This window comes from Hyphomonas oceanitis (assembly GCF_036964545.1).
Lineage (GTDB): Bacteria > Pseudomonadota > Alphaproteobacteria > Caulobacterales > Hyphomonadaceae > Hyphomonas > Hyphomonas oceanitis.
The window spans coordinates 393,721-416,984 of record NZ_JBALTL010000004.1 but is presented as its reverse complement, the minus strand read 5'-3'; the positions used below and the strand labels follow the sequence as shown (position 1 = coordinate 416,984).

The 23,264-nt window shown below is 57.5% G+C and carries 21 protein-coding genes; 9 read left to right on the top strand and 12 right to left on the bottom strand.

Annotated features, from left to right (window positions below; translation table 11 throughout):
* Positions 1-9: 9 nt before the first annotated feature.
* From arcC to V7651_RS13565, 5 genes are all read right to left on the bottom strand, one after another.
* A complete protein-coding gene (gene arcC, locus V7651_RS13585; protein ID WP_335613462.1) occupies positions 10-945 on the bottom strand; it encodes a carbamate kinase in 936 nt (311 codons plus the stop codon).
* A gap of 3 nt (positions 946-948) precedes the next feature.
* Positions 949-1,950: an ornithine carbamoyltransferase gene (gene argF / locus V7651_RS13580; protein ID WP_335613461.1), complete on the bottom strand. Its 1,002-nt coding sequence runs from the start codon at positions 1,948-1,950 to the stop codon at positions 949-951.
* A gap of 41 nt (positions 1,951-1,991) precedes the next feature.
* On the bottom strand, positions 1,992-3,221 hold the full coding sequence (locus V7651_RS13575) for an arginine deiminase (protein WP_045698049.1): 1,230 nt from the start codon (positions 3,219-3,221) through the stop codon (positions 1,992-1,994).
* A 66-nt stretch (positions 3,222-3,287) separates the two neighbouring features.
* A complete protein-coding gene (locus V7651_RS13570) occupies positions 3,288-4,733 on the bottom strand; it encodes a YfcC family protein (RefSeq protein WP_335613460.1) in 1,446 nt (481 codons plus the stop codon).
* A 15-nt stretch (positions 4,734-4,748) separates the two neighbouring features.
* The gene (locus V7651_RS13565; protein ID WP_335592525.1) at positions 4,749-6,122 is read right to left on the bottom strand and encodes an alginate export family protein; all 1,374 of its coding nucleotides are present in this window, start codon (positions 6,120-6,122) and stop codon (positions 4,749-4,751) included.
* Between the two features lie 185 nt (positions 6,123-6,307).
* Here V7651_RS13565 and V7651_RS13560 point away from each other — a divergent pair, with 185 nt between their 5' ends.
* A complete protein-coding gene (locus tag V7651_RS13560; protein ID WP_045698043.1) occupies positions 6,308-6,988 on the top strand; it encodes a class I SAM-dependent methyltransferase in 681 nt (226 codons plus the stop codon).
* Between the two features lie 63 nt (positions 6,989-7,051).
* Here V7651_RS13560 and V7651_RS13555 read toward each other — a convergent pair whose 3' ends face one another.
* Positions 7,052-8,089: a type II glyceraldehyde-3-phosphate dehydrogenase gene (locus tag V7651_RS13555; RefSeq protein WP_335613459.1), complete on the bottom strand. Its 1,038-nt coding sequence runs from the start codon at positions 8,087-8,089 to the stop codon at positions 7,052-7,054.
* Positions 8,082-9,122, bottom strand: coding sequence for a hydroxyacid dehydrogenase (locus tag V7651_RS13550; protein ID WP_273183375.1), 1,041 nt, complete (start codon positions 9,120-9,122; stop codon positions 8,082-8,084). The genes V7651_RS13555 and V7651_RS13550 overlap by 8 nt, the downstream gene beginning before the upstream one ends.
* A gap of 444 nt (positions 9,123-9,566) precedes the next feature.
* Between V7651_RS13550 and nhaA the strand changes: the two genes are divergently transcribed.
* Complete coding sequence (gene nhaA / locus V7651_RS13545) at positions 9,567-10,745, top strand: Na+/H+ antiporter NhaA (RefSeq protein ID WP_418887249.1); 1,179 nt, start codon at positions 9,567-9,569, stop codon at positions 10,743-10,745.
* A 1,091-nt stretch (positions 10,746-11,836) separates the two neighbouring features.
* On the opposite strand, the gene V7651_RS13540 is transcribed toward nhaA, so the two are convergent.
* From V7651_RS13540 to V7651_RS13520, 5 genes are all read right to left on the bottom strand, one after another.
* A complete protein-coding gene (locus V7651_RS13540; RefSeq protein ID WP_273053907.1) occupies positions 11,837-12,607 on the bottom strand; it encodes a DUF47 domain-containing protein in 771 nt (256 codons plus the stop codon).
* A gap of 33 nt (positions 12,608-12,640) precedes the next feature.
* Positions 12,641-13,681 carry an inorganic phosphate transporter gene (locus V7651_RS13535; RefSeq protein ID WP_119377440.1) on the bottom strand — a complete coding sequence of 347 codons (1,041 nt, stop codon included), beginning with the start codon at positions 13,679-13,681 and terminating at the stop codon, positions 12,641-12,643.
* A gap of 103 nt (positions 13,682-13,784) precedes the next feature.
* The gene (locus V7651_RS13530) at positions 13,785-13,997 is read right to left on the bottom strand and encodes a hypothetical protein (protein ID WP_035542146.1); all 213 of its coding nucleotides are present in this window, start codon (positions 13,995-13,997) and stop codon (positions 13,785-13,787) included.
* Positions 13,998-14,288: 291 nt separating this feature from the next.
* Positions 14,289-15,092 (bottom strand): polyphosphate kinase 2, encoded by an 804-nt coding sequence (gene ppk2 / locus V7651_RS13525; RefSeq protein WP_273053908.1) that lies wholly within the window; start codon positions 15,090-15,092, stop codon positions 14,289-14,291.
* Positions 15,058-16,332, bottom strand: coding sequence for an SAM-dependent methyltransferase (locus tag V7651_RS13520; protein ID WP_119377442.1), 1,275 nt, complete (start codon positions 16,330-16,332; stop codon positions 15,058-15,060). Before V7651_RS13520 ends, ppk2 begins: the two co-directional genes overlap by 35 nt.
* Positions 16,333-16,543: 211 nt before the next feature.
* On the opposite strand from V7651_RS13520, the gene V7651_RS13515 reads away from it, so the two are divergent.
* The 7 genes from V7651_RS13515 (at position 16,544) to V7651_RS13485 (ending at position 23,256) form a co-directional block, all read left to right on the top strand.
* Complete coding sequence (locus V7651_RS13515) at positions 16,544-17,173, top strand: RNA polymerase sigma factor (protein ID WP_335613458.1); 630 nt, start codon at positions 16,544-16,546, stop codon at positions 17,171-17,173.
* 388 nt (positions 17,174-17,561) lie between these two features.
* Positions 17,562-19,319 (top strand): DUF3141 domain-containing protein, encoded by a 1,758-nt coding sequence (locus tag V7651_RS13510; RefSeq protein WP_335613457.1) that lies wholly within the window; start codon positions 17,562-17,564, stop codon positions 19,317-19,319.
* On the top strand, positions 19,316-20,554 hold the full coding sequence (locus V7651_RS13505) for an acetate/propionate family kinase (RefSeq protein WP_335613456.1): 1,239 nt from the start codon (positions 19,316-19,318) through the stop codon (positions 20,552-20,554). The genes V7651_RS13510 and V7651_RS13505 overlap by 4 nt, the downstream gene beginning before the upstream one ends.
* Entirely contained in the window at positions 20,551-21,615 is a 1,065-nt protein-coding gene (locus V7651_RS13500) for a bifunctional enoyl-CoA hydratase/phosphate acetyltransferase (protein ID WP_335613455.1), read from the top strand. The genes V7651_RS13505 and V7651_RS13500 overlap by 4 nt, the downstream gene beginning before the upstream one ends.
* Entirely contained in the window at positions 21,602-22,792 is a 1,191-nt protein-coding gene (locus tag V7651_RS13495; RefSeq protein WP_335613454.1) for a thiolase family protein, read from the top strand. Before V7651_RS13500 ends, V7651_RS13495 begins: the two co-directional genes overlap by 14 nt.
* Positions 22,793-22,904: 112 nt before the next feature.
* A complete protein-coding gene (locus V7651_RS13490; protein WP_335613453.1) occupies positions 22,905-23,030 on the top strand; it encodes a hypothetical protein in 126 nt (41 codons plus the stop codon).
* A 16-nt stretch (positions 23,031-23,046) separates the two neighbouring features.
* Complete coding sequence (locus tag V7651_RS13485; RefSeq protein WP_335592532.1) at positions 23,047-23,256, top strand: YHS domain-containing protein; 210 nt, start codon at positions 23,047-23,049, stop codon at positions 23,254-23,256.
* Positions 23,257-23,264 lie beyond the last annotated feature (8 nt).

The following is a 23,264-nucleotide window of genomic DNA, read 5'->3' as shown; positions in this document are numbered from 1 at the left end:
GTCGGCGTGTCAAACTGATTCCTCGCTCAGGCCGCGAACCGAGTTGAAGATAAGCGTGCCAGCCGTACCTGCAACAATCGCCTCGATATCCTTCAATGCCCCGATCGCTGCTTTTGCGCCGCTATGGCGCGCAAACGCGCAAGCGGCTCTGACCTTTGGGCCCATTGAGCCCGCCGGGAAATCATACGCGTCCAGAGCATCAGGTTCCGCTTCTACAATGCGGCGCTGCGAGGGTTGTCCCCAATCGACATAGACCGCATCGACATCGGTCGCCATGATGAAGAGATCCACTTCTAGTTCGCGGGCCAGCAACGCGCTGGCAAAATCCTTGTCGATGACGGCTTCCACTCCCTTGAGTCGACCATCCTCTCCCCGGACTGTCGGAATCCCCCCTCCACCGGCGCAGATCACAATTGCGCCGCGGTCGAGCACCCATTTGATCGGATTCAGTTCAAGAATTTTCTGAGGTTTGGGGGAAGCAACAACACGGCGCCAATCCTGACCATCCGCTTTGATTTGCCATTTTTTTTCAGCCGCAAGACGCTCTGCATCAACCCTGGAATAGACCGGTCCGACAAATTTGCTCGGCGCTTCAAACGCCGGATCAAGCGCATCGACCTCGATCATGGTGAGCAGTGTCGCGATCTCCTTGTCCCCTTGCAGGCAGTTTCGAAGCTCGCGCTCGATCACGTACCCGATCATGCCCTCGGTCTCGGCGCCGAGAACATCCAACGGGAAGGCTTCGTCTGGCTTGTAGGCCGCCCCCTGCAGTGCCAGCAATCCGACCTGGGGCCCATTGCCATGCGTAATAATCAGCTCGTGATCCCGAGCCAGGGGGGCAAGCGCTCTTGCAGCAATCTTCACATTGGCGCGCTGGTTTTCGACCGTCAGCGCTTCACCGCGTTTCAACAGGGCGTTTCCGCCAAGGGCAACCAGTATACGCATGGATCAACCGCCGATCGTGGCCACAAGAATGGCCTTGATCGTGTGCAGCCGGTTCTCGGCCTGCTCGAACTGGATTCCCGCGGGCGATTCAAAGACCTCGTCAGTAACTTCCATTTCGGATATCCCGAATTTCTCCAGCATGTCCCTGCCGACGTCGGTTTCTGCGTTGTGGAATGCCGGCAGGCAATGCATGAATTTGGTTGTCGGCTTGCCTGTTGCCGCCATCAAATCGGCATTGACCTGATAAGGCCTGAGCAATTTGATCCGTTCTTCCCAGACCTCGGCTGGCTCGCCCATCGACACCCAGACATCAGTATTGATGAAGTCACAGTCCTTGACGGCTTCGACCGGGTCTTCAGTGATCGTCAGCCGGGCTCCATACCGGGCTGCCAGCTCTTTGGCAGGCTGCAAATAGTCGTCGCTTGGCCAGAGGCTCCTGGGCGAAGCGATGCGGACATCCATACCCATCAGACACCCGGCGATCATGAGGGAATGACCCACATTGCTATGGGCATCGCCGACAAAAGCGTAGGATATATCGCGGAGCGGCTTGTCGGCATGTTCGTGCATCGTCATCAGGTCCGCCAGCATCTGGGTCGGGTGCCATTCATCCGTCAGACCGTTGAATACGGGCACGCCCGCATAGGCGGCAAGTTCTTCGACCTTTTCCTGCCCAAAGCCGCGATATTCGATCGCATCATACATTCGCCCGAGGACCCGGGCCGTGTCCTTCATTGATTCCTTGTGACCGATGTGCGAGCCGGACGGCCCGAGATAGGTAAAGCCCGCTCCCTGATCCATGGACGCGACCTCGAACGCACACATCGTACGCGTCGAGGCCTTCTCGAAGATCAGGCAGATATTCTTGCCTTTCAGGCTTTGGTGTTCGATGCCGGAATATTTCGCGCGTTTCAGGTCGCGCGACAGATCGAGAAGATAGCGCATTGCGCGCTGGTCGAAATCCAGCAGTTTCAGGAAACTGCGTCCGTGAAGATTATAGGCCATTATACGTCCTCATCATGAATATACGGGTGCCAAACGGGCACTTAAAAATCGACCGGATCGCGCCAGACCGGGCAGGTCATACAATGGCCACCGCCGCGGCCTCGCCCGAGTTCGGATCCACGGATCGTGATCACTTCGATACCGGCTTTGCGCAGGAGCGTGTTCGTCGAGGTGTTGCGGTCGTACGCAACAACGACCCCCGGCTCGAGGGCGACGACATTGTTGCCATCGTCCCATTGCTCGCGTTCCTGATTGTAGGCGTCGCCGCCAGTTTGAACGATGTTCAGCTTTTTGAGCCCAAGCGCCTCAGCCGCTAACACAAAAAGGTGACGGCTCTCTTTTGTAACGCATACGTGGTCCGGCTTGTCGCAGGGTTGTAGTGTGTAGCATTGGATCTGGTCGCAAACCTCGACAAAAGCCGTCGCGACATCCCGGTCACAATGGGAAAAGACCGTGTCCAGGTGCATTGCACTACGAGCGCGCGGCATCTGACAGGCGATGACACGGGTCGCGGCCCCGTTTTTAAACAAGGCGCGGGCCACTTGTCCGACCGCCTGCGGACTGGTGCGTTCGCCCATCCCGATGAGGACAGTACCGTTGCCCCATGGCATGACGTCGCCGCCCTCCAGCGTCGCGGGGCCGTGATCGGTATCCGGATCGCCCCACCAGACTTTGAAATCACCATGAGCAAATGCCGGGTGAAATTTGTAGACAGCGGCGACGAGCAGCGTTTCGGGGCGCCGGGCTGGCCAGAACATCGGGTTCAATGTCAGGCCGTTGCCAATCCAGCAACTATTATCGCGCGGGAACTGCGTGTTCGGCAGTGGCGGGATGACAAATCCGTCTGGACCCAGATAGCTGCCGAACATGTCAGTGGCTTTAAACGGCAGGTCATGAACGGCAATTCCGCCTATCAGAAACACCGCCAGTTGATAGGGGGGAAGTTCGCTCAGCCAGGCGCGCAACTCCTCCGGCATGCCGACGCCGACCTGGTCGTCGGTCACCCGCCGGTCGAGGATCCAGTTGCGGGCCTCAGGCATCGCGACAATTTCACTCAAGAGGTCATGAAATTCGTAGACTTCAACCCCGCGATTGGCCATTTTCATGCGAAAGTCGGCATGATCAGTTCTGGCTTCCTGCACCCAGAGAACATCATCATAGAGCAGCGCATCGGCGTTGGCGGGCGTTAGCCGTGAGTGCGCGAGACCTGGTTGACAGGTAATGACTTTGCGTAGCTTGCCGATTTCAGAATGTACACCGAAGCCTGTCATTGGAGGGGTCCTTTCAAAGACACGTTGAATTGCGGTTCTGTATGCGGCGTTGAAGACTGTGCCCGCTCAGTTGATCAGGGTTGCGATCGTCAGAGACCCCATAACCAGGACGACCAGCCCGAGCAGGAGCGGCCACATGAACCGGAGCCAGCGCTGGTAGGGCACACCGCCAATCGCGAGTGCTCCCATGACGACCGCAAAGGTCGGGTTGATGAGGTTCACCAGCCCGTTCGCCGACTGATAGGCGGTCACCACAAGCGAGCGGTCAACGTCCGAGAAATCGGCAAGCGGTGCCATGATTGGCATGCTCAAGACGGCAAGACCCGAGGACGATGGTACCAGGAAGGACAATCCAAGCTCTATCCCGAACATGGTGTTGATGAACCCGATGGGCCCGAGCCCGCTCAAGGCGCCTTCGCCCGCATGCAGGATCGTGTCCGTCATCTTTCCTGCGTCCATGATCACCACGATTCCGCGTGCAATGCCGATTATGAGCGCCACGCCGAGAAGGTCTTTCGCGCCCGCCATGAAGGCGTCGATAAAGCTCTCTTCACCCATCCAGGAGGCGACCCCGACAAGGATAGATGCAGCGATGAACAGGGCCGACATCTTGTCCATCCACCAGCCTTGCGAAGATACGCCCCATATCATGATGGCGAAGGTCGCAGCGAAAATGATCAGGGTCAGGATTTGTGATCGTGAGAGCGGCGCGTCCGGATCATGGCCGTCGCTCTTGAAGCGGGCAGCGATTTCGTTTTTCTTGTCGGCGATGATCGATTTGGAGGGATATGCTCTCACCTTGACGGCGTAGCGCATCACGTAGGCCGAACAGATCGCCCAGCCTGTTACCAGAATGAAGACCCGCAAGGTCAGCCCGTCTGTAAACGCAATGCCGGCGGCGTTTGAGGCGATAACCGTGGCGAACGGATTGATCGTCGAACCAAGGACGCCGATCCCCGCCCCGAGCAGGATAACGGCAACGGCGACGACGGCATCAAACCGGGCTGCCAGCATGACTGGGATCAGGAGCCCATAGAAGGCGAGCGATTCTTCGGCCATGCCATAGGTCGTACCGCCAACAGCAAAGAAGGCCATAAGGATCGGGATCATCCAGATCTCTCGCCCCTTCAAGGCCGACATGGAGCGTTCGATGGCGTGGTCGATGGCGCCCGTCCGGGTCACAACACCGAGAAATCCGCCGATGATGATTACGAACAGCGCGACATCGATAGCCTGCGCCTCATAGCTGTCTGGATTGTAAAATCCGCCAATCGGGGCGAGAAAAACCTCGACAATTCCTTGCGGGTTGGCATCGACGGTTTCGTAAGTCCCTGGAATGGGAACCTCTCGGCCCAGTTCCGCATTCTCTGCTCGTTGGTATTGCCCTGCCGGTACGATCCATGTCCCCAGCGCAACGAGGGCAATGAGCGCGAACAGGATTGTGTAGGCAGTTGGAAACTTGAATCCCTTCGATGGGACCGGGGCGTCTGCCGATTCTATTGTGTCTGACATGTTTTGTCCCCTCTCCTAGAATGCAACGGATGCGTAAAGCATGAAGTGAGACCAGGCCTCATCACCGCCCGTAAATTGTTTGGCGCCGTCGCCCGGCACCATCACAGCGGCGGCGGCCGACAGGAACAGGCGATCGGTCGCCTGCCAGTCGAGAAAGATATCAACTTCGTCTCCGAATGCCTCATCGGCCACACCGATCAGGCCAGGTTCATCCAGTGTGAAATTAAGCCAGGAAGCGGTCAGCGACACGGTGTCAGTCAGCGTGGCAGAGCCTTTGACCATATGGGTTTTCTGGTTGGAGTTCCCGAAAATCCAGTTGCCCGTAATCTCACCCTGATACCATTGGCCGTAATCGGTGAAGCCATAAGCGAGTGGCACGAATTCTTCATTCTGCGGCGTCGACGGATCATCTCCTGTGACGACGGCGTAGCGATAGGTCAGTGTCGGCTCAAATGGCAAGCTATCGAGCTTGTAGCGGCCTTGAAGGTAGCCGCCCTGGCCCTCATAGAAACCGGCGCCTTTCTGCAGGGCGTACTCGCCAGAAATGGTTAACCGGTCAGAGACGTCAATCGAGGCGCGCACATCATAGGTTTTAAGTTCCTCGGCTGTGTTTGCGGTGACCGCGTCATCAAAATGGGCGACTTCGACATAGGTTGCGCCAATTGAGACGCGCTCGGAGATGTCATACTCGGCATTGACCCCGCCAACATGCGCCTTGATACCGGCGCGGCCCGGATTGTTGCCAAGCCAGAACCCTTCCAGCAGCAGATCTCCCTGCTTCAGGCGGACGAGGCCGCTACTGCGCGATGCCGAACGGGCACCCAGGTAGAAGCCGCCTCGGTCGCCGCCATCACGGCCACCATCCTTGATCAGGAATCCGGTACCAATTTCATAGTCAAAGTCTCCGCCGATGACCTCGAAGAAATCATCCTCGCCAAGTTGTGTTTTCCAGCCGACATAGAGCTTTTCGAGCGTCGCTTTGCCGGGGTTACTGATCCCGGCGGCGAAACCTTCTGCGCTCTCACCGTATGTCTTCGTCCCGACAGCAGACAGGCCGGCTGACAATTCCCCCCCGAATACATTTTTCAAGGTCAGGTATAGCTGCGGCTCAATTGCGATCTCGGCCCACGAGCTGGTGTCGACGCCAATATTGGCTTCGGGCTCACCAAACCAGGGGTTGCTTTGCACGAAAGTAACGGTGGCTGCGTCGAGACCAACATCTATGGCTGCGGCATCACTGTCATAGAGATTGATCTGGGCCATGGCCGGAAGGGCCGCGACGCCGAGTCCGACAATTGCCAGAAGTGCGGCTCTGCAGGCGGGCCCCCGGGGACAATGCGCACGCGCGTGTGAGCAAGGTGCATGCGTGTCGGCCTGGAGGTGTCTCATCAGCGGTGTCTCCAATGCGTAAGGGTCGAAGCCTGCCGCGTATAAGCAGCAACCAGTCTCTAAGGTGATACGGCATGGACGGCACCTTCCCTCACTCATTACACCAGGAACTTACACAGCCGCCATTTTTCAACACCGTTGAAACATTCTAGACTGGTGGGGTTGCTCCGCTCTAAGGTCGAACGATGACCCGGTTACCAGCTCCTGCCTACACGCCTGCACTCGGCCCTCGCGGTTCGATAGAACTTTATGATCGCGTCATCACTCTCCTGACTCGTGAGAAAAAATGGCGGGCCAGCCTGCTCGTTGCTTTGGCGCCGAGGGACGAAGAAACAATCGTCGATATTGGCGCGGGCACCGCGAGCATGGCGTGTATGATCAAGACAACGCAGCCTGGCGTTCGCATGGTCGCAATTGATCCGGACCCCGACATACGGACGATCGCCGAAGCGAAAGCGGTAAGAGCTGGAGCCGCTATCGAATTCGTAACCGCGATGGGCGACGAAAAGCTTGACCACATTGTCCGGCCGGGAAGCGCGGACAAGATTCTGATCAGTCTCGTACTGCACCAATGCCCGATCCCGGTGAAAACAAGCATCCTCGCAAACGCTTTTCGCCTCCTCAAACCCGGTGGCAAGCTGCTGATCGCTGATTACGGTCGGCAGCGCTCAATCCTGATGAAGCTCGCATTCAACCTCGTCCGCCTGACCGATGGATATGCCGACACCAGAGCCAACAAGGACGGCCGGCTGCCAGAGTTCATGCGGGGTGCGGGATTTGTTAATGTCAAAGAGCAGAGCATCACGCTTACGCCGACCGGATCAATCTCCATATATTCGGGCACCAAACCGCAGGCTCACTGCTAGCGGACATGTTCGAGCCACGTGCCGATCTTGCAACGCATACGCCTCGACCCACGCCATCACGTTTCAATACAGTGCCGATCCAATACCGAGGGCGGCATTGGTCTTGGCGATGGATTTTTGTGAATCTGTCAAAAGCCCTGTCAGCGCCCTGATCGCATCAATCGTTTCCGGGATGACGATCGCCTGATTGTCGACCATATAGGCATAAAAGAGTTCATTATTCTGAATCGTAACCAGGTCTTCCCAAAGAGCGACTTCGTATAGGTTGTCATTTGGACGTTTCAGGTCGGCCATGAGTTCCTTGACACTGTTTATACCCGTCAGTCCTTCGTCCAGCCTGACCATGGCGATACGCGTCGAAGAGTGAAATGCCGCCAATACCTCCTCTCGGTCGGCGGCGCGCGACAGTTCAACGTTCCAATAATGCAGATGCGCAAGTGTTTCCGGCACCTTGACCGCCATCGTCACAACATCGAAATCCGGATCAACGCTTTGTGCATCCGGGCCTTGATGGCTTGGAATGCGTTGTTCCGGGACAAGCGTGTTCATGATGCCGCTCTGATGGCTTTCCCAGGGATCGGTGGCGCGACGCAAAAGCGTGCCGCGCGCCTTTTTGAGCAAACCTGTCCGTTTCAGCGCGCCCAGCGTTCGAACAATCGACGTCGTGTTGCAGGAGACAACTCGCGTTTCGGATCTGCCCACTGCGCTGTCAAAATTCGATTCAGCGACAAATGAATGCCCGGTAAGGGCGTGGGGTTCGCCGCCCTGCACGATGAATCTGAGCCCCCGCTTTCGGTAGAGAGCAACATTCCCGGTTGCAACAAGTTTCGGTGTGCAATCGACGACAATATCTACCTCGTCCAGGAGGTCTTCCAAATGGCCTGAGAGCATCATACCCGCATTGCTCATCGATTTGTGCGCCGTTGAGGTTGCCGCAAAGACCCGGTAGCCTCGCGTGTTTGCGACACGCAGCCGCCAGTCAGCAGCGGTATCGGCGATACCTGCCAGCTGCATATCGTCCTGGAGTGTCACGGCATCGGCAACACGTTTGCCGATGACACCGTAACCGTTTACGGCGACCCGGATTGACTTGTCATGCATTCTCTTGCTCCTTCAGTGACAGATTTCGCTGCGTTGCGACCAGGTTTTGCGGCTCGCCCGCTAGATACGTCTTGATGTTCTCGACTGTGGTTTCGGCAATGCGGGCGATGGCTTCTCGCGTATTGAAAGCGGAGTGAGGCGTCACGATCACATTGGGCATCCGCAATAGAACCTGGTCGGCAACCAGGGTGCGCAGATCATGTCCGTCACAATCAACCGAACAGATCAGCTCTGCCTCTTCGCGAAGCATGGGTTCATCAGGCAGGACGTCAAGTCCGGCGGCAGACACCTTTCCGCTTTTCAACGCCTTGATCAGCTCCTGGGTATCGATCACGTCGCCGCGCGCCGTGTTGATGATTACGACACCATCTTTCATTCGCCTGAAGGCGTCTGCAGACACAAGATGACGGGTCCGGGGTGTGGACGGCACGTGCAGGGATATTATATCGGCGGTCGTCAGGAGGTCGTCAAAACTCAGATAAGAAAAACCCTCGCGCGTCGCAAAATCGAAATCCGGCGCGATGTCAAATGCACGAACGTGCATGCCAAACCCGTGAGCAATGCGGACAACATGCCGCCCGATGGCGCCGGTGCCAACCAGGCCAAGCGTTTTACCAGCAAGATCGAAGCCGGTCAGTCCGGCAGGTGAAAATGGTCCAGATCGAGCACGCTCTGCCGCCTCGAAAAGTCGATGGCTAAGTGCCAGAAGGAGGACGAAGACATGTTCGGCGACTGTATTGTCGCCATAGACCGGCACATTGCACACAATAATGCCGCGTTCGGCGCACAGGGCGGTGTCAATGTGGTCAAATCCTGTCGATCGCGTCGCGATCAATTTGAGCGCTGGCAGCTGATCCAGAACCGCGCGATCAATCGTCGAATATATGAAGGTGGAAACAATCTCAGCATCAACGAACGCGCCAGCATTTCCGGCGGTCAGAGTTTCATCTGTCAGTCTAATCCTGTTGTCCGGCTGCAGACTGTCAAACGCTGCCGCGTCACGCGGATCGATTTCGAAAAACGTAATTTGCATCACTCTGGTTCATACCCCTCGATGGCCATACTCCGTGCGCAATTGAAGCCGTCCCGCAGCGGTTTGCACCCATTCCTGAGCAGATACGGTCCAGACGATCAGGTGCCTTGCCGGTGTGAGTTCGTTCTTTTGGCTCCAAGTAAAGGCGGTTTTTCTCGACGCCCGAACTCAGAATGTTTCATGATCGACTAATACAGATACGCGGCGGTGGTCCGGCCCACTCAAACGCAGACGAAATTCTTCACAAGGCATGATTGTGCGCAGATGTGATCACCAGCACGCATCGTGGTGGTTTCATACGACCAGAGCAGTTTGCGCATATCAGGACACGTTGATCGATTGCTGGCTTGGCCAAGGGGTGCATGCCATTCAGACGTATCTGACTGTGTGGACAAAGCCCCTTTCATTCCAGATGCGCAAGCAGCCATTGCAGCCGCTGGCCATCTGCCTGCCGATTCAAGCGCGTCGACACGGCATGCTGCGCTTGGCGTTTTCGCAGCCATGTCCATCGCGTTTATCTGGGTCAATTCTCCAGCTGTTGGGACCTACGATTTTATCCATCATACGCCTTTCTCGATTCAACTCGGAGAGGTCGGGCTGTCCAAACCACTTGTCGATTGGATCAATGAGGGCCTGATGGTCTTCTTCTTCTTTGCGATCGGGCTCGAAATCAAACGAGAAGTTTTGGTCGGCGACCTTGCATCGCCGCGCAGGATCGCCCTTCCCGCGATTGGCGCACTGGGCGGTATGCTCGCCCCTGCTGCAATCTATCTGATGTTCAATGCGGGCAACCCGGACACCGAACATGGCTGGGCGGTACCGGTCGCGACCGATATTGTACTCGCACTCGCCGTCTTGTCGGTACTTGGTGCCCGCGTTCCGGCCAGTCTGAAAGTCTTCCTGATGGCGCTCGCCGTATTCGATGATTTCGGAACGCTGGCTGTCATCGCGCTCTTCTATACTGAGGGGGTGAGCCTCGTCTCGCTGACTATGGCTGGTTTCGGCCTTGCCGTCCTGATCGGGCTCAACCGAATGCGCATTTCAAATATGACGCCCTATGTCCTGATAGGCATATTTGTGTGGGTTGCGGTTCTGGAATCAGGCGTGCATGCGACCATTGCCGGTGTCCTCGTGGCCTGGACCATTCCGCTGACTATCAATGGGCGCCCTGTTCTAACGGTTATCGAAGCGGGTATGAAGCCATGGGTCGCTTATGGGGTTGTGCCGATCTTCGCCTTTTTCAACTCCGGCATTCATCTGGCGGGCATCACACCATCCTCCCTGCTCGGACCAGCCAGCCTTGGCGCCGGGCTCGGCCTCTTCCTTGGCAAACCGCTCGGTGTATTTGGCGCGGCCGGACTGGCTGTCTGGAGCGGGTTAGGCAGATTACCGCTCGGCGTCAGCTGGCTTCACTTGCTCGGCGCATCCTTTCTGGCGGGGGTTGGGTTTACAATCAGCCTGTTCGTGGCGGCGCTTGCATTCGATAGTCCGACCGCTTTGCAAGCGGTCACTTTGAGTGTGATCATCGGGTCCACGCTTTCGGCGGTGACCGGTCTCGGCCTGCTTGCTGCCGCCAGACAAAGGCTCCAGCCACTCAGACCCGATGAGACATTCGCTCCATGATAATGTTGCTGGCGCGCCTTCACTGACCAACTGCCGAGATGCCGATCGTGTTGCCACCTAATTGGCGCCCCCACCGATGAAGACCGGACACGGCTGAGCAAAATGCGTGATGCAGCCCAGGTCGCCATCGTCACGCTCCGTCCCAATCGATGAACCCATATTTCTCCCGGCAGGATCTCGCATGGATGAAGTCGCCGGAGATGAAATCGACCACACAATCATCTGATATATCTGAAACGCTTACAAGCCAGGATACGCCGACCTGCCGGCTGGGATAGAAACGATATCCGAATACTGGGCGTAACCCCGCAAGGGTTGATTGGGCGGCGTCGCATCCGACTTGGCACGCTCACTCCGAGGGTGCGAACGGCTGCGATCCCAGCCTCGTGAGTGAGTCTAGAATGGGTCTCGCAATGTCGCGGAAGCGCCTGCGGGCTGGACGTCTTGTTTCGTTTAGCTGCAAAAAAACTGAAACGTGTAATGCGCGGCCAAGGTCTGCGTCTGTTCGTCTTGCAGTCCTATTGGCTGCGATGTGGCTCGGACGGCGAACCACATCACAATACAGGAAAGTTTAAGATGAACTCTCACCAAAGTCCCCGCCGGCAAACTTCCGATGGCTCAAGCCACTCCTCCCACACTTTACCCAAGGTCTTGACCTGCGTCATATCCAGCCTTGGGATTGGCCTGTTTGGCGTGGGACTAGGTGCAATCGTGGCACCTTATATCGCAGAAACCGCTGCGCTGATTGCCCTTCTCGGACTGACGGTTCACCTTGTCGCCTTGATCCGCAGCGTTCGCCACAGACGCCCAGGCATATCCGATCAGCAACTTTGGCTCACAGCAATCTATCTAAGCTGCTGGACCATACTGATCGTGCTCACTTTACGCCTGTTTAAGGTTTGGTTTTGATGGATCCTGGGCAATTGATACCTCATTGAAGGAATACGGAGCGGCCATGACGAGGCGTTCAAAGTTGACGAGAAAGAGTGATTGCGCGCGTCTTTCGCTGAATGTCGCGTCTGCTTGCGGGCGGCAAAGTCCAAAAAGCGCAAGGGGATTGGTTTGAGCCAGGATATCAGGGACCGACAATATCAGGCGGATTTGACGGTAATATCGTGCAGAATATCGCCGGCATGCGCAAAGTGATCGGCCGCATTTGAGAGGTGGCGATAAATTTCCCGACGCTTGAGCGTCTCCATGACAAAGGAAACCCCTTTCAGGACAGAGTCGCAGCTCGCCTTATCGTCCGGTTCGAGCAAAGGTCGTAAATCCTCACTGAGGTCCTTGCGTCGCGCCGCCAAATCGTTGGCATAATGCTGCGGGCTGAATAATTCGGCTATCGCTCGCCGATAGACTTTCTCAACGTGACGCTCGGTCTTGCGAACAGCGTTTGCGGCGCGTTCCGCTTCCCCCGGATTGGTTTTCAGAACACTGAATCCGCGTTGCAGTGATCTGGCGCCCTGCAGCAGCAAGTCAGCCATTTCAGCCATAGGCTTGTCGGGGCTCACGCCAAGAACATCCATCTCCCACACCGAGGTTTTGGCATAGTTGAGCCCATCATCGATAGCGGTAATCGCGCGGTAGATGTCTTCACGATCATAGGGCGTTGCGAAGGAACGGTTCAGTATATCGATGTTTCTTGCTTTCAAACTGTCGCCTTCGTGTTCGAGCTGGCGAACCCTGTCGGCAGCGGCTTGGTCCCCCGTCATCATGTATTCAGCAAAAACCTCCATCCCCTGCACGACGAGTTCACATTGATCATTGAGCAACTGATGAAAATCTGGCGTGCGCGGAAACAGTCCGTTCAAAATCCGAACAAGGCTCGGAGGACGCTTAACATCACCTGGGCGTTTCGACATCATACTTCCTTTCTCGCGTGCCCCGAGGGCGTCCTGCTAAACGATTGCGCCAAGCGCTTGCATAAGAAGATACAGCGCGATCGATATCGCGGCTGCACCGGGCATGGTAATCAGCCAGGCGCCAATGATGTGCTGCGCCGTGCCCCAGCGGACCGACTTTGGACGCTCAGATGCACCGATGCCCATTATGGACGTGCTCACGACCTGAGTGGTTGAAACCGGCGCGCCCGTCATGGACGCGGCCAGAATCAGGCTTGCCGATGCAAGCTGGGCATCAAGCGCATGAATGGGTCTGACTTTGTATATCCCGAAGCCGAGCGTTCGAACGATCCGCCAACCACCTGAAAACGTGCCCAAAGTGATGGAAGTTGCGCTTGCGAGGATCACCCAAATCGGCACGGTGAACTCTGCATTGACGCCGCTGATCACAAGTAACATGGCGATAATCCCCATCCCCTTTTGAGCGTCATTCGTACCATGAGAAAAGGCGAGCGCTGCGGTCGCCACCCATTGAAATCCGCGCAAGTTACGATTGACGGCCGGACGAGCGCCGCGCAGCGCAAATCTTACCAAGCGGTGGATAATCCAGCCGAACAGAAATCCGAGGACTGGCGAAATAAGCAGCGCACCCAGGACCTTGGTGACGCCGCTCACGCGCCCTGCGTTCAACTCGGACATCCCCCATACGACATGCTCTGGTCCGGCAGAAACCAGCACAGCCCCAACCAGACCGCCTACGAGCGCTTGAGAAGAGGATGCTGGCAGTCCGAACCACCAGGTAATTAAATTCCACCCGATTGCGCCCCCCAAGCCTGAAAGCACAATCGTGAGCGACGCGATATTCTGTAGATCAGTGACATCAATAAAGTTGCCGATCGTATTGGCAACGGCTGTTCCACCCAGAACAGGGCCAAGAAAGGTGAATACGGACACAAGTATCGCGGCTTGTATTGGCGTTGCTGCTCGCGAGGCGACAATTGTGGCAAGCATATTCGCGGCGTCCTGGAGGCCATTGGTATAATCATAGGCCAGCACGATCAGAATTCCGGCGATCAACAAGACAAGAGTGTTGGTCATCGACCCGCCCGCAGGATTTAAGAGACTGAAGACACAGCAGCTGCGCTGCGCACACGCCACAATCGCTTCCCTGTCGCGGGTTCGTTTGGCCGGGAGAGACAGCTCATTCTGCGGCAGTCAACCGGATCTGGCGATCGTCGCAAGATCTCGATTTGGTCAGGCCGAGATCTATGCGCGCCAGTGTCCGGCGAAGTCGCACAGCTTCTGGTGTATGGCCGTCCCCGCGACGTTCCAGCTTTGCCAGTTTCTCCCGGAAGATTGGCACATAGACCATGATGACTGGTCGCCCGTCACATTGATCCTGACTGTCTGTCATCTGGCGGCCTCCTGGTCGGCGATCGACGCGGAAAACGGATTGTCGCGTCTGCGATAGGGTGATCGACATCAAACGGATGCAAACGTTTTAGTTTACTCTGATATGATACGCATATGACGCGCGAGGCCCTCATACGTTACAGTTCCAACTGTTTGGACCGAGCTGCGGCCGCATCGAAAATCAGCCGAACGGGCTGCTCTGACATTTCCATGCTGGCAAGAGTCCGGGTCGAGAGTGCGCCCCTGTTCCAGGTTACAGCGTTTAGCATCGTGTGCTGGAAGACGAAGTGAATCATCGATGCAGGGCTGCAATGGTTTTCTTTGTGGCCTGCAAGACAATTGTTTCATCGGGAACGGCCAGGGCCTTGTCCGTCTCCGGACAATCAATCGATTTGATGATATGCCGGATCGTATTCAATCGCGCCTGGCGCTTGTCGTCGGTGTGAACGGCAAACCACGGCGCGTGCGTGAAGTCCGTACGACGCAGCATGTCATCGCGCGCAGCCGTATAGTCATCCCACTTTTCGAGTGCGACCGCATCAATCGGGCTTTTCTTCCATTGTTTGAGCGGATCTTTATCACGGTCTGCGAGGCGGCGCGACTGTTCAGGCTTGCTTATGTCGAGATAGTATTTGAGAATCTGGGTTCCGTCGCCAACCAGCATTTTTTCGAACGCGCCAACATTGTCATAAAACGCTTCAACCTGGTCATCACTGGCAAATCCCATGACCCGTTCCACCCCGGCGCGATTGTACCATGACCGATTGAACAGGACGATTTCTCCATCGGCTGGCAAATGCGACGCGTAGCGTTGGAAATACCAGCTCCGCGTGTCCCGGTCTGACGGCTTTCCAAGCGCAACGACGCGCGTCTCTCGCGGACTGAGATGTTCGGTGATCCGCTTGATGATGCCGTCTTTGCCAGCCGCATCCCGTCCTTCAAATATTATTAGTATACGATGGTTATGCGCTATTGCCCGTCGCTGAATTTTGACAAGCTCAATCTGCAGCTCACGCAAGTCATGTTTGTAGACTTTCTTGGAGCGTCCTGCCTCTTTTTTGTCATCTCTGGGCATTGGCGAACGGTCTTTCATCATTTACGGGCGACACCTGTCGAAGGGGGCCACGCGCGGGCTCAGTCCGATACAGATAGTCGCGTGTCAGCGGCACAGCATCCTGGCGTTTGGCGAGTTGAAGCTGGAAGACGTTGTGGACGCCATGCCGGAATGACAATTCACTGCACACGAGGTAGAAATCCCACATACGTACAAAGCGATCATCATAGAGCGCTTTGGCCTCGTCTGCTCGCGCGAGAAACCGTGATCGCCAGGCTTTGAGGGTTTCTGCATAGTGCAGGCGCAGGATTTCAACATCGAGGACCATCAGGCCGGCTTTTTCGATCGCAGGCAGGATTTCAGATAGCGCCGGTATGTAACCGCCTGGAAAAATGTGGCGGGCGATCCATGGATTCGTCGCTCCCGGTCCTGGGGTCCGCCCAATCGTGTGAATGAGCGCCGTGCCGTTATCTTTCAGGCACGTCGCAATCTGATCGAAATATTCGCGATAGTGCGGCACACCGACATGCTCAAACATGCCTACCGAGACGATACGGTCATAACGCCCGGTCAGATTGCGATAATCCTGAAGCTCGAACTCCACTCTGTCGCTGACGCCCATGTCGTCCGCGCGCTCGCGGGCAAGGCAATGCTGCTCGCATGACAGAGTGACCCCGTGAACACGGACATTTTCACGGCCGGCAAGATGTAAGGCCAGTCCGCCCCACCCGCATCCGATATCGAGCACAGTGTCGCCCGGTTTCAGGCACAGCTTGCGTGCGACATGATCTTTCTTGAAGCGTTGTGCATCGGCCAGAGACGTCTCCGGGTCAGGGAAGTAGGCGCATGAATACTGCATGTCCTCATCGAGGAAGAGGCGGTAAAGATCGTTGCCGATATCATAATGGTGCGCGACATTTCGAGCCGAGCGTGCGCGTGGATTGAACTGCGCGACCGCCCGAAACGTCTTTCTGAGGAATGCCGGTAGCGAGGCACTCGGGCTGCCATCAGACAATATATTCGTCCAGAAAATATCCAGCAGATCATAAAGGTCGCCCGCTTCCAGCACCAGCCCCCCCTCCATATAGGCCTCGCCGAGCTGCAGTTCCGGATCGAGCAGGATGCGGCGAAGCCATGCTTCCGATTTGATTGCGATACGGATCGGGCTAACGCAGTATGAGCCGAAGAGGGACGTCGCGCCATTTGGAAACGTGACTTCCAGGCATCCTTTGCGAATAGATCGGTCAAGTCGGCTCCTGGCGATTGCACTCCAAAGGCTCATAGGGGGACATCCTTCTCGTTTGGCGGAAGCGCAACGTGCGGCGCTCACCACACCCTCTGATACGGGTAAGACGGTCCAACCCCTGAACCATTACACCCCGCACAAGGCCTGCCGAGGTTTGTCGGCTGAATTGGCTCGCTCACATGAGGGCAAAGACGATACCCTGCGTATCAGGTCCAGTAGCGCCCACTGCAAGGACACAAGAGCGGTCATGACGTCATATCAAACTCCTTCAGACCGACGAAAGCGCGCCATCGAAGCCGCGCTGATCGAGTCGCATCAGGATATGTTCAGATTTCTGAAGCGAAAACTGCGCAATGAATCCGACGCCAAGGATGTGCTCCAGGAATTTTATGTCAAAGCACTGACGCGCTTTGAGGACCTGAATGACGAAGACCGTCTGCGAGGTTGGTTATCTCAGATACTTCGCTCGACGATCGCTGATCATTTCCGGGCGAGAGCGCGCACAAGCAAGGCGCTTGGCACCTATGCTGCCGAAGCTGCGCTCCTGTTCGATGATGAAGAGATCGACTTTGTCATCTGCGCTTGCCTCTACAAGATGTTGCCGACCCTCAATCCTGATTATGCCGATCTGATCTGGCGGGCTGACCTGATCGGCGTGGACCGGTCGGTTATCGCAGATGATCTCGGTCTGACCGAGAATGCGCTGCGGGTTAAGCTCCACCGCGCGCGTCGCGCGATGCGCAAGCGCCTGGAACAGACCTGCCTGACCTGCATCGAGCAAGGCTATTTCCAATGCGCCTGCCCTGGCGCTGACGAGATGCGCAAGCGCGTTCAGTCAGTCGGTTTGCCAGAAACGTCAGATGGGGCTGCGCCCTGATACCCCGCCGAAGCGCCCCGGTGTAACGCCGCGCTGCTTCGTTCGTCCTTGTTCACAGGCTCCGATTAGGGGGCCGCCTCGGCCTTTTTACTGCCCAGGTCCAGTCGAAGGAGATCGCCATGAACCCTGACAACAAAGTTGCCGCCGCCGAAACGGGCGCCCAGACGCGCGCGTCAGGAGCAATGCCGTCGGCCAGAACCGGGTGTTGTTGTGGAGGCAGCTTCAGTCAGAACCAATATCCACCAAAAGTGAAACCTGCGCCAAAAGGAACTGCTGGTAAGGCCTGATCCCCCCAATTTCTACTCTAACCGCGAAAGCCCCCGTCATGCCCGATGCTCCAAGCGCGACAAACAAGAAAGCCAGCAAACCTGGAAAGGCAGACACCAAAATGAAGGCGGCCAAGAGCCCCGAGCGGGGTCACACCGCTCCTGTCGAGATATCGTCCGCGCATGCCGCCAGTTGGCCAAACCCACAAGAGTTTGCCGAATATGGCGTCGATCTGATGCAGAGACAGATTCTCTTCTTTGACACATTACGCCAGCGGGCCAATATCATGCTTGCCCATGAGCGCGATGGCATGCCGCCGGTCTTGAAGTTCAAATATGAGCTGGTGGCAGACGCGGCCACATTTGAGCCAGCCTCAAACTATCAGCTCCTGAATATCCTCGAAGTTGGCGATATCTGCCTGGATGAATGCCTTGATCCTGAAAAGCCACCGGTCATTATCATCGACCCGCGGGCCGGGCATGGGCCAGGGATAGGCGGCTTCAAAACAGATTCTGAAGTCGGCATCGCCCTGCATGAAGGCTATCCGGTCTATTTTGTTGTGTTCACTCCTGACCCCCTGCCCGGCCAGACACTCGCCGATGTAATGGCGAGCCTGCGCCAGTTCGTTGAGATCGTCCGCAAACGACACGATGGGCGAGCGCCGGTTCTCTATGGCAATTGCCAGGGGGGCTGGGCAGCCGCGCTTCTGGCAGCAGACTGTGAAGGCCTCGCTGGTCCGGTTGTCATGAACGGATCGCCTCTGGCCTATTGGGCAGGCGAACCCGGCACGAATCCCATGCGTCTGACGGCTGGCTTTCTGGGCGGTGCATGGCTCAATCACTTGTTGTCTGATCTTGGAAACGGCCAGTTTGATGGTGCCTGGCTGGTACAGAATTTCGAGAATCTCAAACCGGAAGGTGCAATATTCCGCAAATATGCCGACCTGTTTGAGAGCGTCGATACATCAGCGGAACGCTTTCTCGACTTCGAGCGCTGGTGGGGCGGCTATTACCGTCTCAGCCGCGAAGAAATTCTTGCTATTGTCGAAAACCTGTTCATCGGCAACCGCCTCGAACAAGGCCTTGTGAAGCTCGGACCGCATTGCGAGATCGATCTTAAACGTATTCGCAATCCGCTCGTCATCTTCGCCTCATACGGCGACAATATTACCCCGCCGCACCAGGCGCTCGGCTGGATCCCGGCCGTTTACAAAACCACCAAAGAACTCGTCGCTGCCGATCAGCGCATTGTCTATCTGATCAATCAGCATGCCGGGCATCTCGGCATTTTCGTATCAGCCAGTGTCGCCCGACTTGAGCACCGTGCCATCCTGGAGCGCCTCAGTGAGGTAGAGGCTCTGGAGCCAGGCCTTTACGAAATGCGAATCGATAATCCGACCGGCGATCCCGATTGCGGACATGACCAGTACACTGTTCGGTTTGAGCCGCGCCGGGTTGAAGATCTTGTGTTTAACACACAGCCGGACGCGTTTGAGCGCGTGGGACGTCTTTCATCTCGGCTGGAAGCGGCATACGCGACATTTGCCAGTCCATGGGTGCGCGCCTGGTCCAATCCGGTCACGGCCGAGGTGCTGAAATGGTCTCATCCGATGCGGGTGACGCGCTATATGTTCTCAGAACGATTCAACCCGGCCATGGCGATGGCCGCCGCGTTCGCGCCAATGGTCCGCGCCCATCGAAAACAGCCCGGCGAGGAAAACCGTTTCCGCAAAGCCGAGACGACGAGCGTCGATTGGGTCGAAACCGGCCTCACCCGGATGCGCGAGTCGCGCGACGCCGCTGCCGAACAGGCATTCAGCTGGCTGTATGACTGGCCCAGCCTACGCGGTTCTTCCGAAGGCGAGGCGGGCAAAAGATGAGCGCTCACGACAAGCCTCACGGGGAATCCTACACTGTTCTGACCCTCAATAGCGGTTCGTCTAGCCTGAAGATTGCAATTTTTCGGATCGACGACCACGTGGTCAAGACCATGTCAGGCGCAGTGACCGGGATTGGCACGTCAGAGGCAAGACTGACGGCCCGGACCGCCTCTGGTGAAATGCTCTGGGACACACGCGCATGTTGCATCAACCATCCAGTCGCCCTGGACACGTTCTTGAAAAAGTTGGCCACCCATGTCGATCTGAGCGGCGTGTCTGCTGTCGGGCACCGCGTTGTGCATGGCGGCCCGTATTATACTGATGCCCAGCGGCTAACGCCCAGGGTCGAGTCGGATCTACGAAAACTTATCCCTCTGGCGCCATTGCACATGCCCGCCAATCTTGACGGCATCGTTGCCGCGCGACTGCGTCTGCCAAATGCGCTGCACTATGCCTGTTTCGATACGGGCTTTCATGCTGACATGCCGATTGCAGCGCAACGCACCGGGTTGCCGCCCGGTATGGAAGGCGAATTCATCCGTCGCTACGGCTTTCACGGGCTCTCATACGCATTTGTCGTCGATGATCTTGCTGAACGCGCGGGCAAAATGGCGGCCAGTCAGCGCCTTCTGGTTGCGCATCTTGGCGCCGGTGCGAGCATGGCTGCAATCAGGGGTGGGCAGTCCGTAGACACGAGCATGGGGTTCTCCGCGCTGGCTGGTTTGCCCATGGCGACCCGAAGCGGTGATGTCGATCCGGGTCTCCTGCTCTATATGATCCTGGAAAAAAACTGGGACCCGTCAGTCTTGCAGGACCAGCTCTATCACGGCGCGGGGCTGCTTGGCCTTTCGGGTTTGAGCGGCGATGTTGCCACGCTTCTGAGGCGGACGGATGCTCCGCGTGCTGGTGAAGCGCTTGCGCAATTTGCCTATCAGGCCCGCAAACAGGCCGGGGCACTTATCGCTGCCATGGGCGGCGTTGACCGGATAATCTTCACAGGCGGGATCGGTGAACATGCGCCTTCGATCCGCGCAGCCATATGTGAGCCGCTGAGCGATTTGTTCGGTATTGATTTTGACAGCGACGCCAATGACCGGAGCGCTGCGTGTATCACAAAACCAGGGAGCGCGGTGATTGTCGAAGCGGTTCACACCGACGAAGCCCTGACGATTGCGCGCCAGGGTCGCGCTGTCCTGGCAAACGCCCCTGCGCAACTGAATCAGAGGGCCACATGATCGCGTATCGTGATTTTACCGCGCTCGCAGCGGCAGCCGATGCGGGCCCGCCCTTGAAAGTGGCAGTCGTCTGCGCTGCGCAACGCGACGTCCTGATGGCTGCGGACGAGGCATTCAAGCGAGGCTGGGCCCATCCGATCCTGATCGGCGATCCGGATGCGATTCAGGCCGAAGCCGACGCGGTCGGCCTCTCAGTCAACCCCGATCAGATTCTTCCTGCATGGAACGAATACGAAGCGGCCCAGCATGCCGCCAGTCTCCTGAGAGCTGGTAGTACCCATATTGCGATTAAAGGGCTCATTCATACCGATGTATTGCTGAAAGCACTGCTTGATCCTGCAGCTAGTCTCCGGGAGCCCGGCATGCGTGCCAGCCACGTCTTTCTGGCTGACATACCGGCCTATCCCAAACTGCTCGCGATTACGGATGCCGCGGTCAATATCGCGCCGGACCTGATGGCCAAGGCCGCGATCCTGCAGAATGTCATCGACTTCATGACCTTGATTGGAATCAAGAAACCAAAGACTGCGGTATTGTCCGCTGTCGAGACGGTCAATCCGCTGATCGCGTCCAGTCTCGACGCGGCGGCGCTTTCGGTCATGGCCCAGCGCGGCCAGGTACACGGCGGCATTGTTGACGGGCCGCTCGCGTTCGACAACGCGATTTCGCTAAAAGCGGCAGAGATCAAGGGCATCAGTTCGGCTGTCGCTGGCGATGCGGACATTCTACTCGTGCCGGATCTTGTTTCCGGCAATATCCTCGCCAAGAATCTTGAATATATGGCAGACGCGATGCTTGCCGGCCTGGTGCTTGGCCTGCGCGCACCGGTCGTCCTGCCATCGCGGGCCGACCCGCCCGAAGCGCGTCTTGCAGGTCTCGCCCTTGCGCGGCTCGTGGTCGCGGCAAAGAAACGCAAGAGCCTCACCAGGCAGCATTCTGTCTTCTTGCCTGAAGGCGTGTCGCGCAGTTCGCCATTGCCCGAGGCGCTCTGCTGTCCCCCTGCCGAAAATCATTGCCACTCAACCAACTCGCACATCGGAGGCCCTCATGCCGCGACCTGACCCCGTTATCTGCGCGCCCATGCGTACCGCCATCGGTACGTTCGGAGGAAGCCTGAAAGACGTTCCTGCCGCCGACCTTGGTGCAACCGCCATCAGAGCAACCCTTGTCCGGTCAGGGCTCGCGGCGGACCAAATCGACACTGTAATCATGGGCCAGGTTCTGCAGGCGGGCGCCAGGATGAACCCGGCACGCCAGGCGGCGCTGGGCGCGGGCCTGCCGGTCAGCGTCCCGGCCATGACAGTCAACCGCGTCTGCGGCTCCGGCGCACAAGCGGTCATTACCGCTGCCCAGGAGGTGATGCTTGGTCATGCCGATTGCGCCATCGCAGGCGGCATGGAAAATATGGACCAGGCGCCGTTCCTGCTGGGCAGGGCCCGGTACGGATACAGGCTGGGCGATGGCGCTGTGATAGACAGCCTGCTCAATGATGGCCTAAACGATGCGTTTTCCGGCGAGCATTCCGGCTGGCACACTGAAGACCTTGTCGAGCAGAACCAGATAAGCCGAGAGGCCCAGGACGCCTGGGCGCTGCGCTCGCAATCCCGGTTTTCCAAAGCCCAGACGGAGGGCCGGTTCACAGCGGAAATTGCGCCGGTTGAACTCAAGACACGCAAGGGGTCCAGCGTGTTTGATACGGATGAGCACAATCGTCCCGGTACAACGCTTCAAAGCCTTGCGCGCCTCAAACCGGCCTTCCGACCAGACGGTTCGATTACCGCTGGCAACGCCCCGGGCCTGAACTCGGGCGCGGCCGCGATGATCATTGCCGATCGGGCCTGGGCCGAATCGCACGGCCTGATGCCGGCGGTCCGTATCGCCGGCATGGGCGTCGGTGCGGTCGAACCGGGTTTGTTTGGCCTCGGGCCGGTTCCGGCCGTCAGGCAGGCCCTTGAGCGCGCAGCCTGGCCACTGGCATCGGTCGAGCGGGTGGAGATTAATGAAGCCTTCGCTGCCATCGCAATCGCGCTCGTCGACGAACTCGGATTCCCGCAAGATATTGTCAATGTCGAAGGCGGCGCCATCGCCCATGGTCATCCGATCGGCGCGACGGGCGCTATTTTAACAGTGCGTTTGATCCACGCGATGCAGCGCAAAGGCCTCAAGCGCGGGATCGTGACGCTTTGCATCGGCGGCGGACAGGGCATCGCACTCGCGCTTGAACGGCTACCCTCCTGATCATGGCAAACGCCGGCTCATCACGCCTCCAGGCTGGAACGGGCGCCGCTGCGCGCTTTCATGAGGGGCGACCGGTTTCGTTGCGTATTAGAAGTCAAGGAGTTGTTCTCGCATGCCTGATCGCGATCTGACCGGAAAAACGTCTCCGCATCACGCGACCGCTTTGGCGACCGGCGTGACCGGTGAAATCGTCCATGCCGATGCTGTAGTCCAGATCGACGCCATGGTGCTGCATTGAATATCGGAGCGCGTCGATGACTGTCGAAGATCCCGTCTGTCGCAACATGATTGCGCTGGAAGAAGCGGCTGCGTCAGAGGCGTACGCAGGCTGGACCTATTTTTTCTGTTCCAGCCGGTGCCATCAGGTCTTCAAGTCCAATCCGCGCCGCTATGGCGAGCCCAGTTATCCACCACGGACCAGTCCTGTCACCGCCTCCCCCGATCCTTCGTCTCACAAGACCTGACCAGTAGG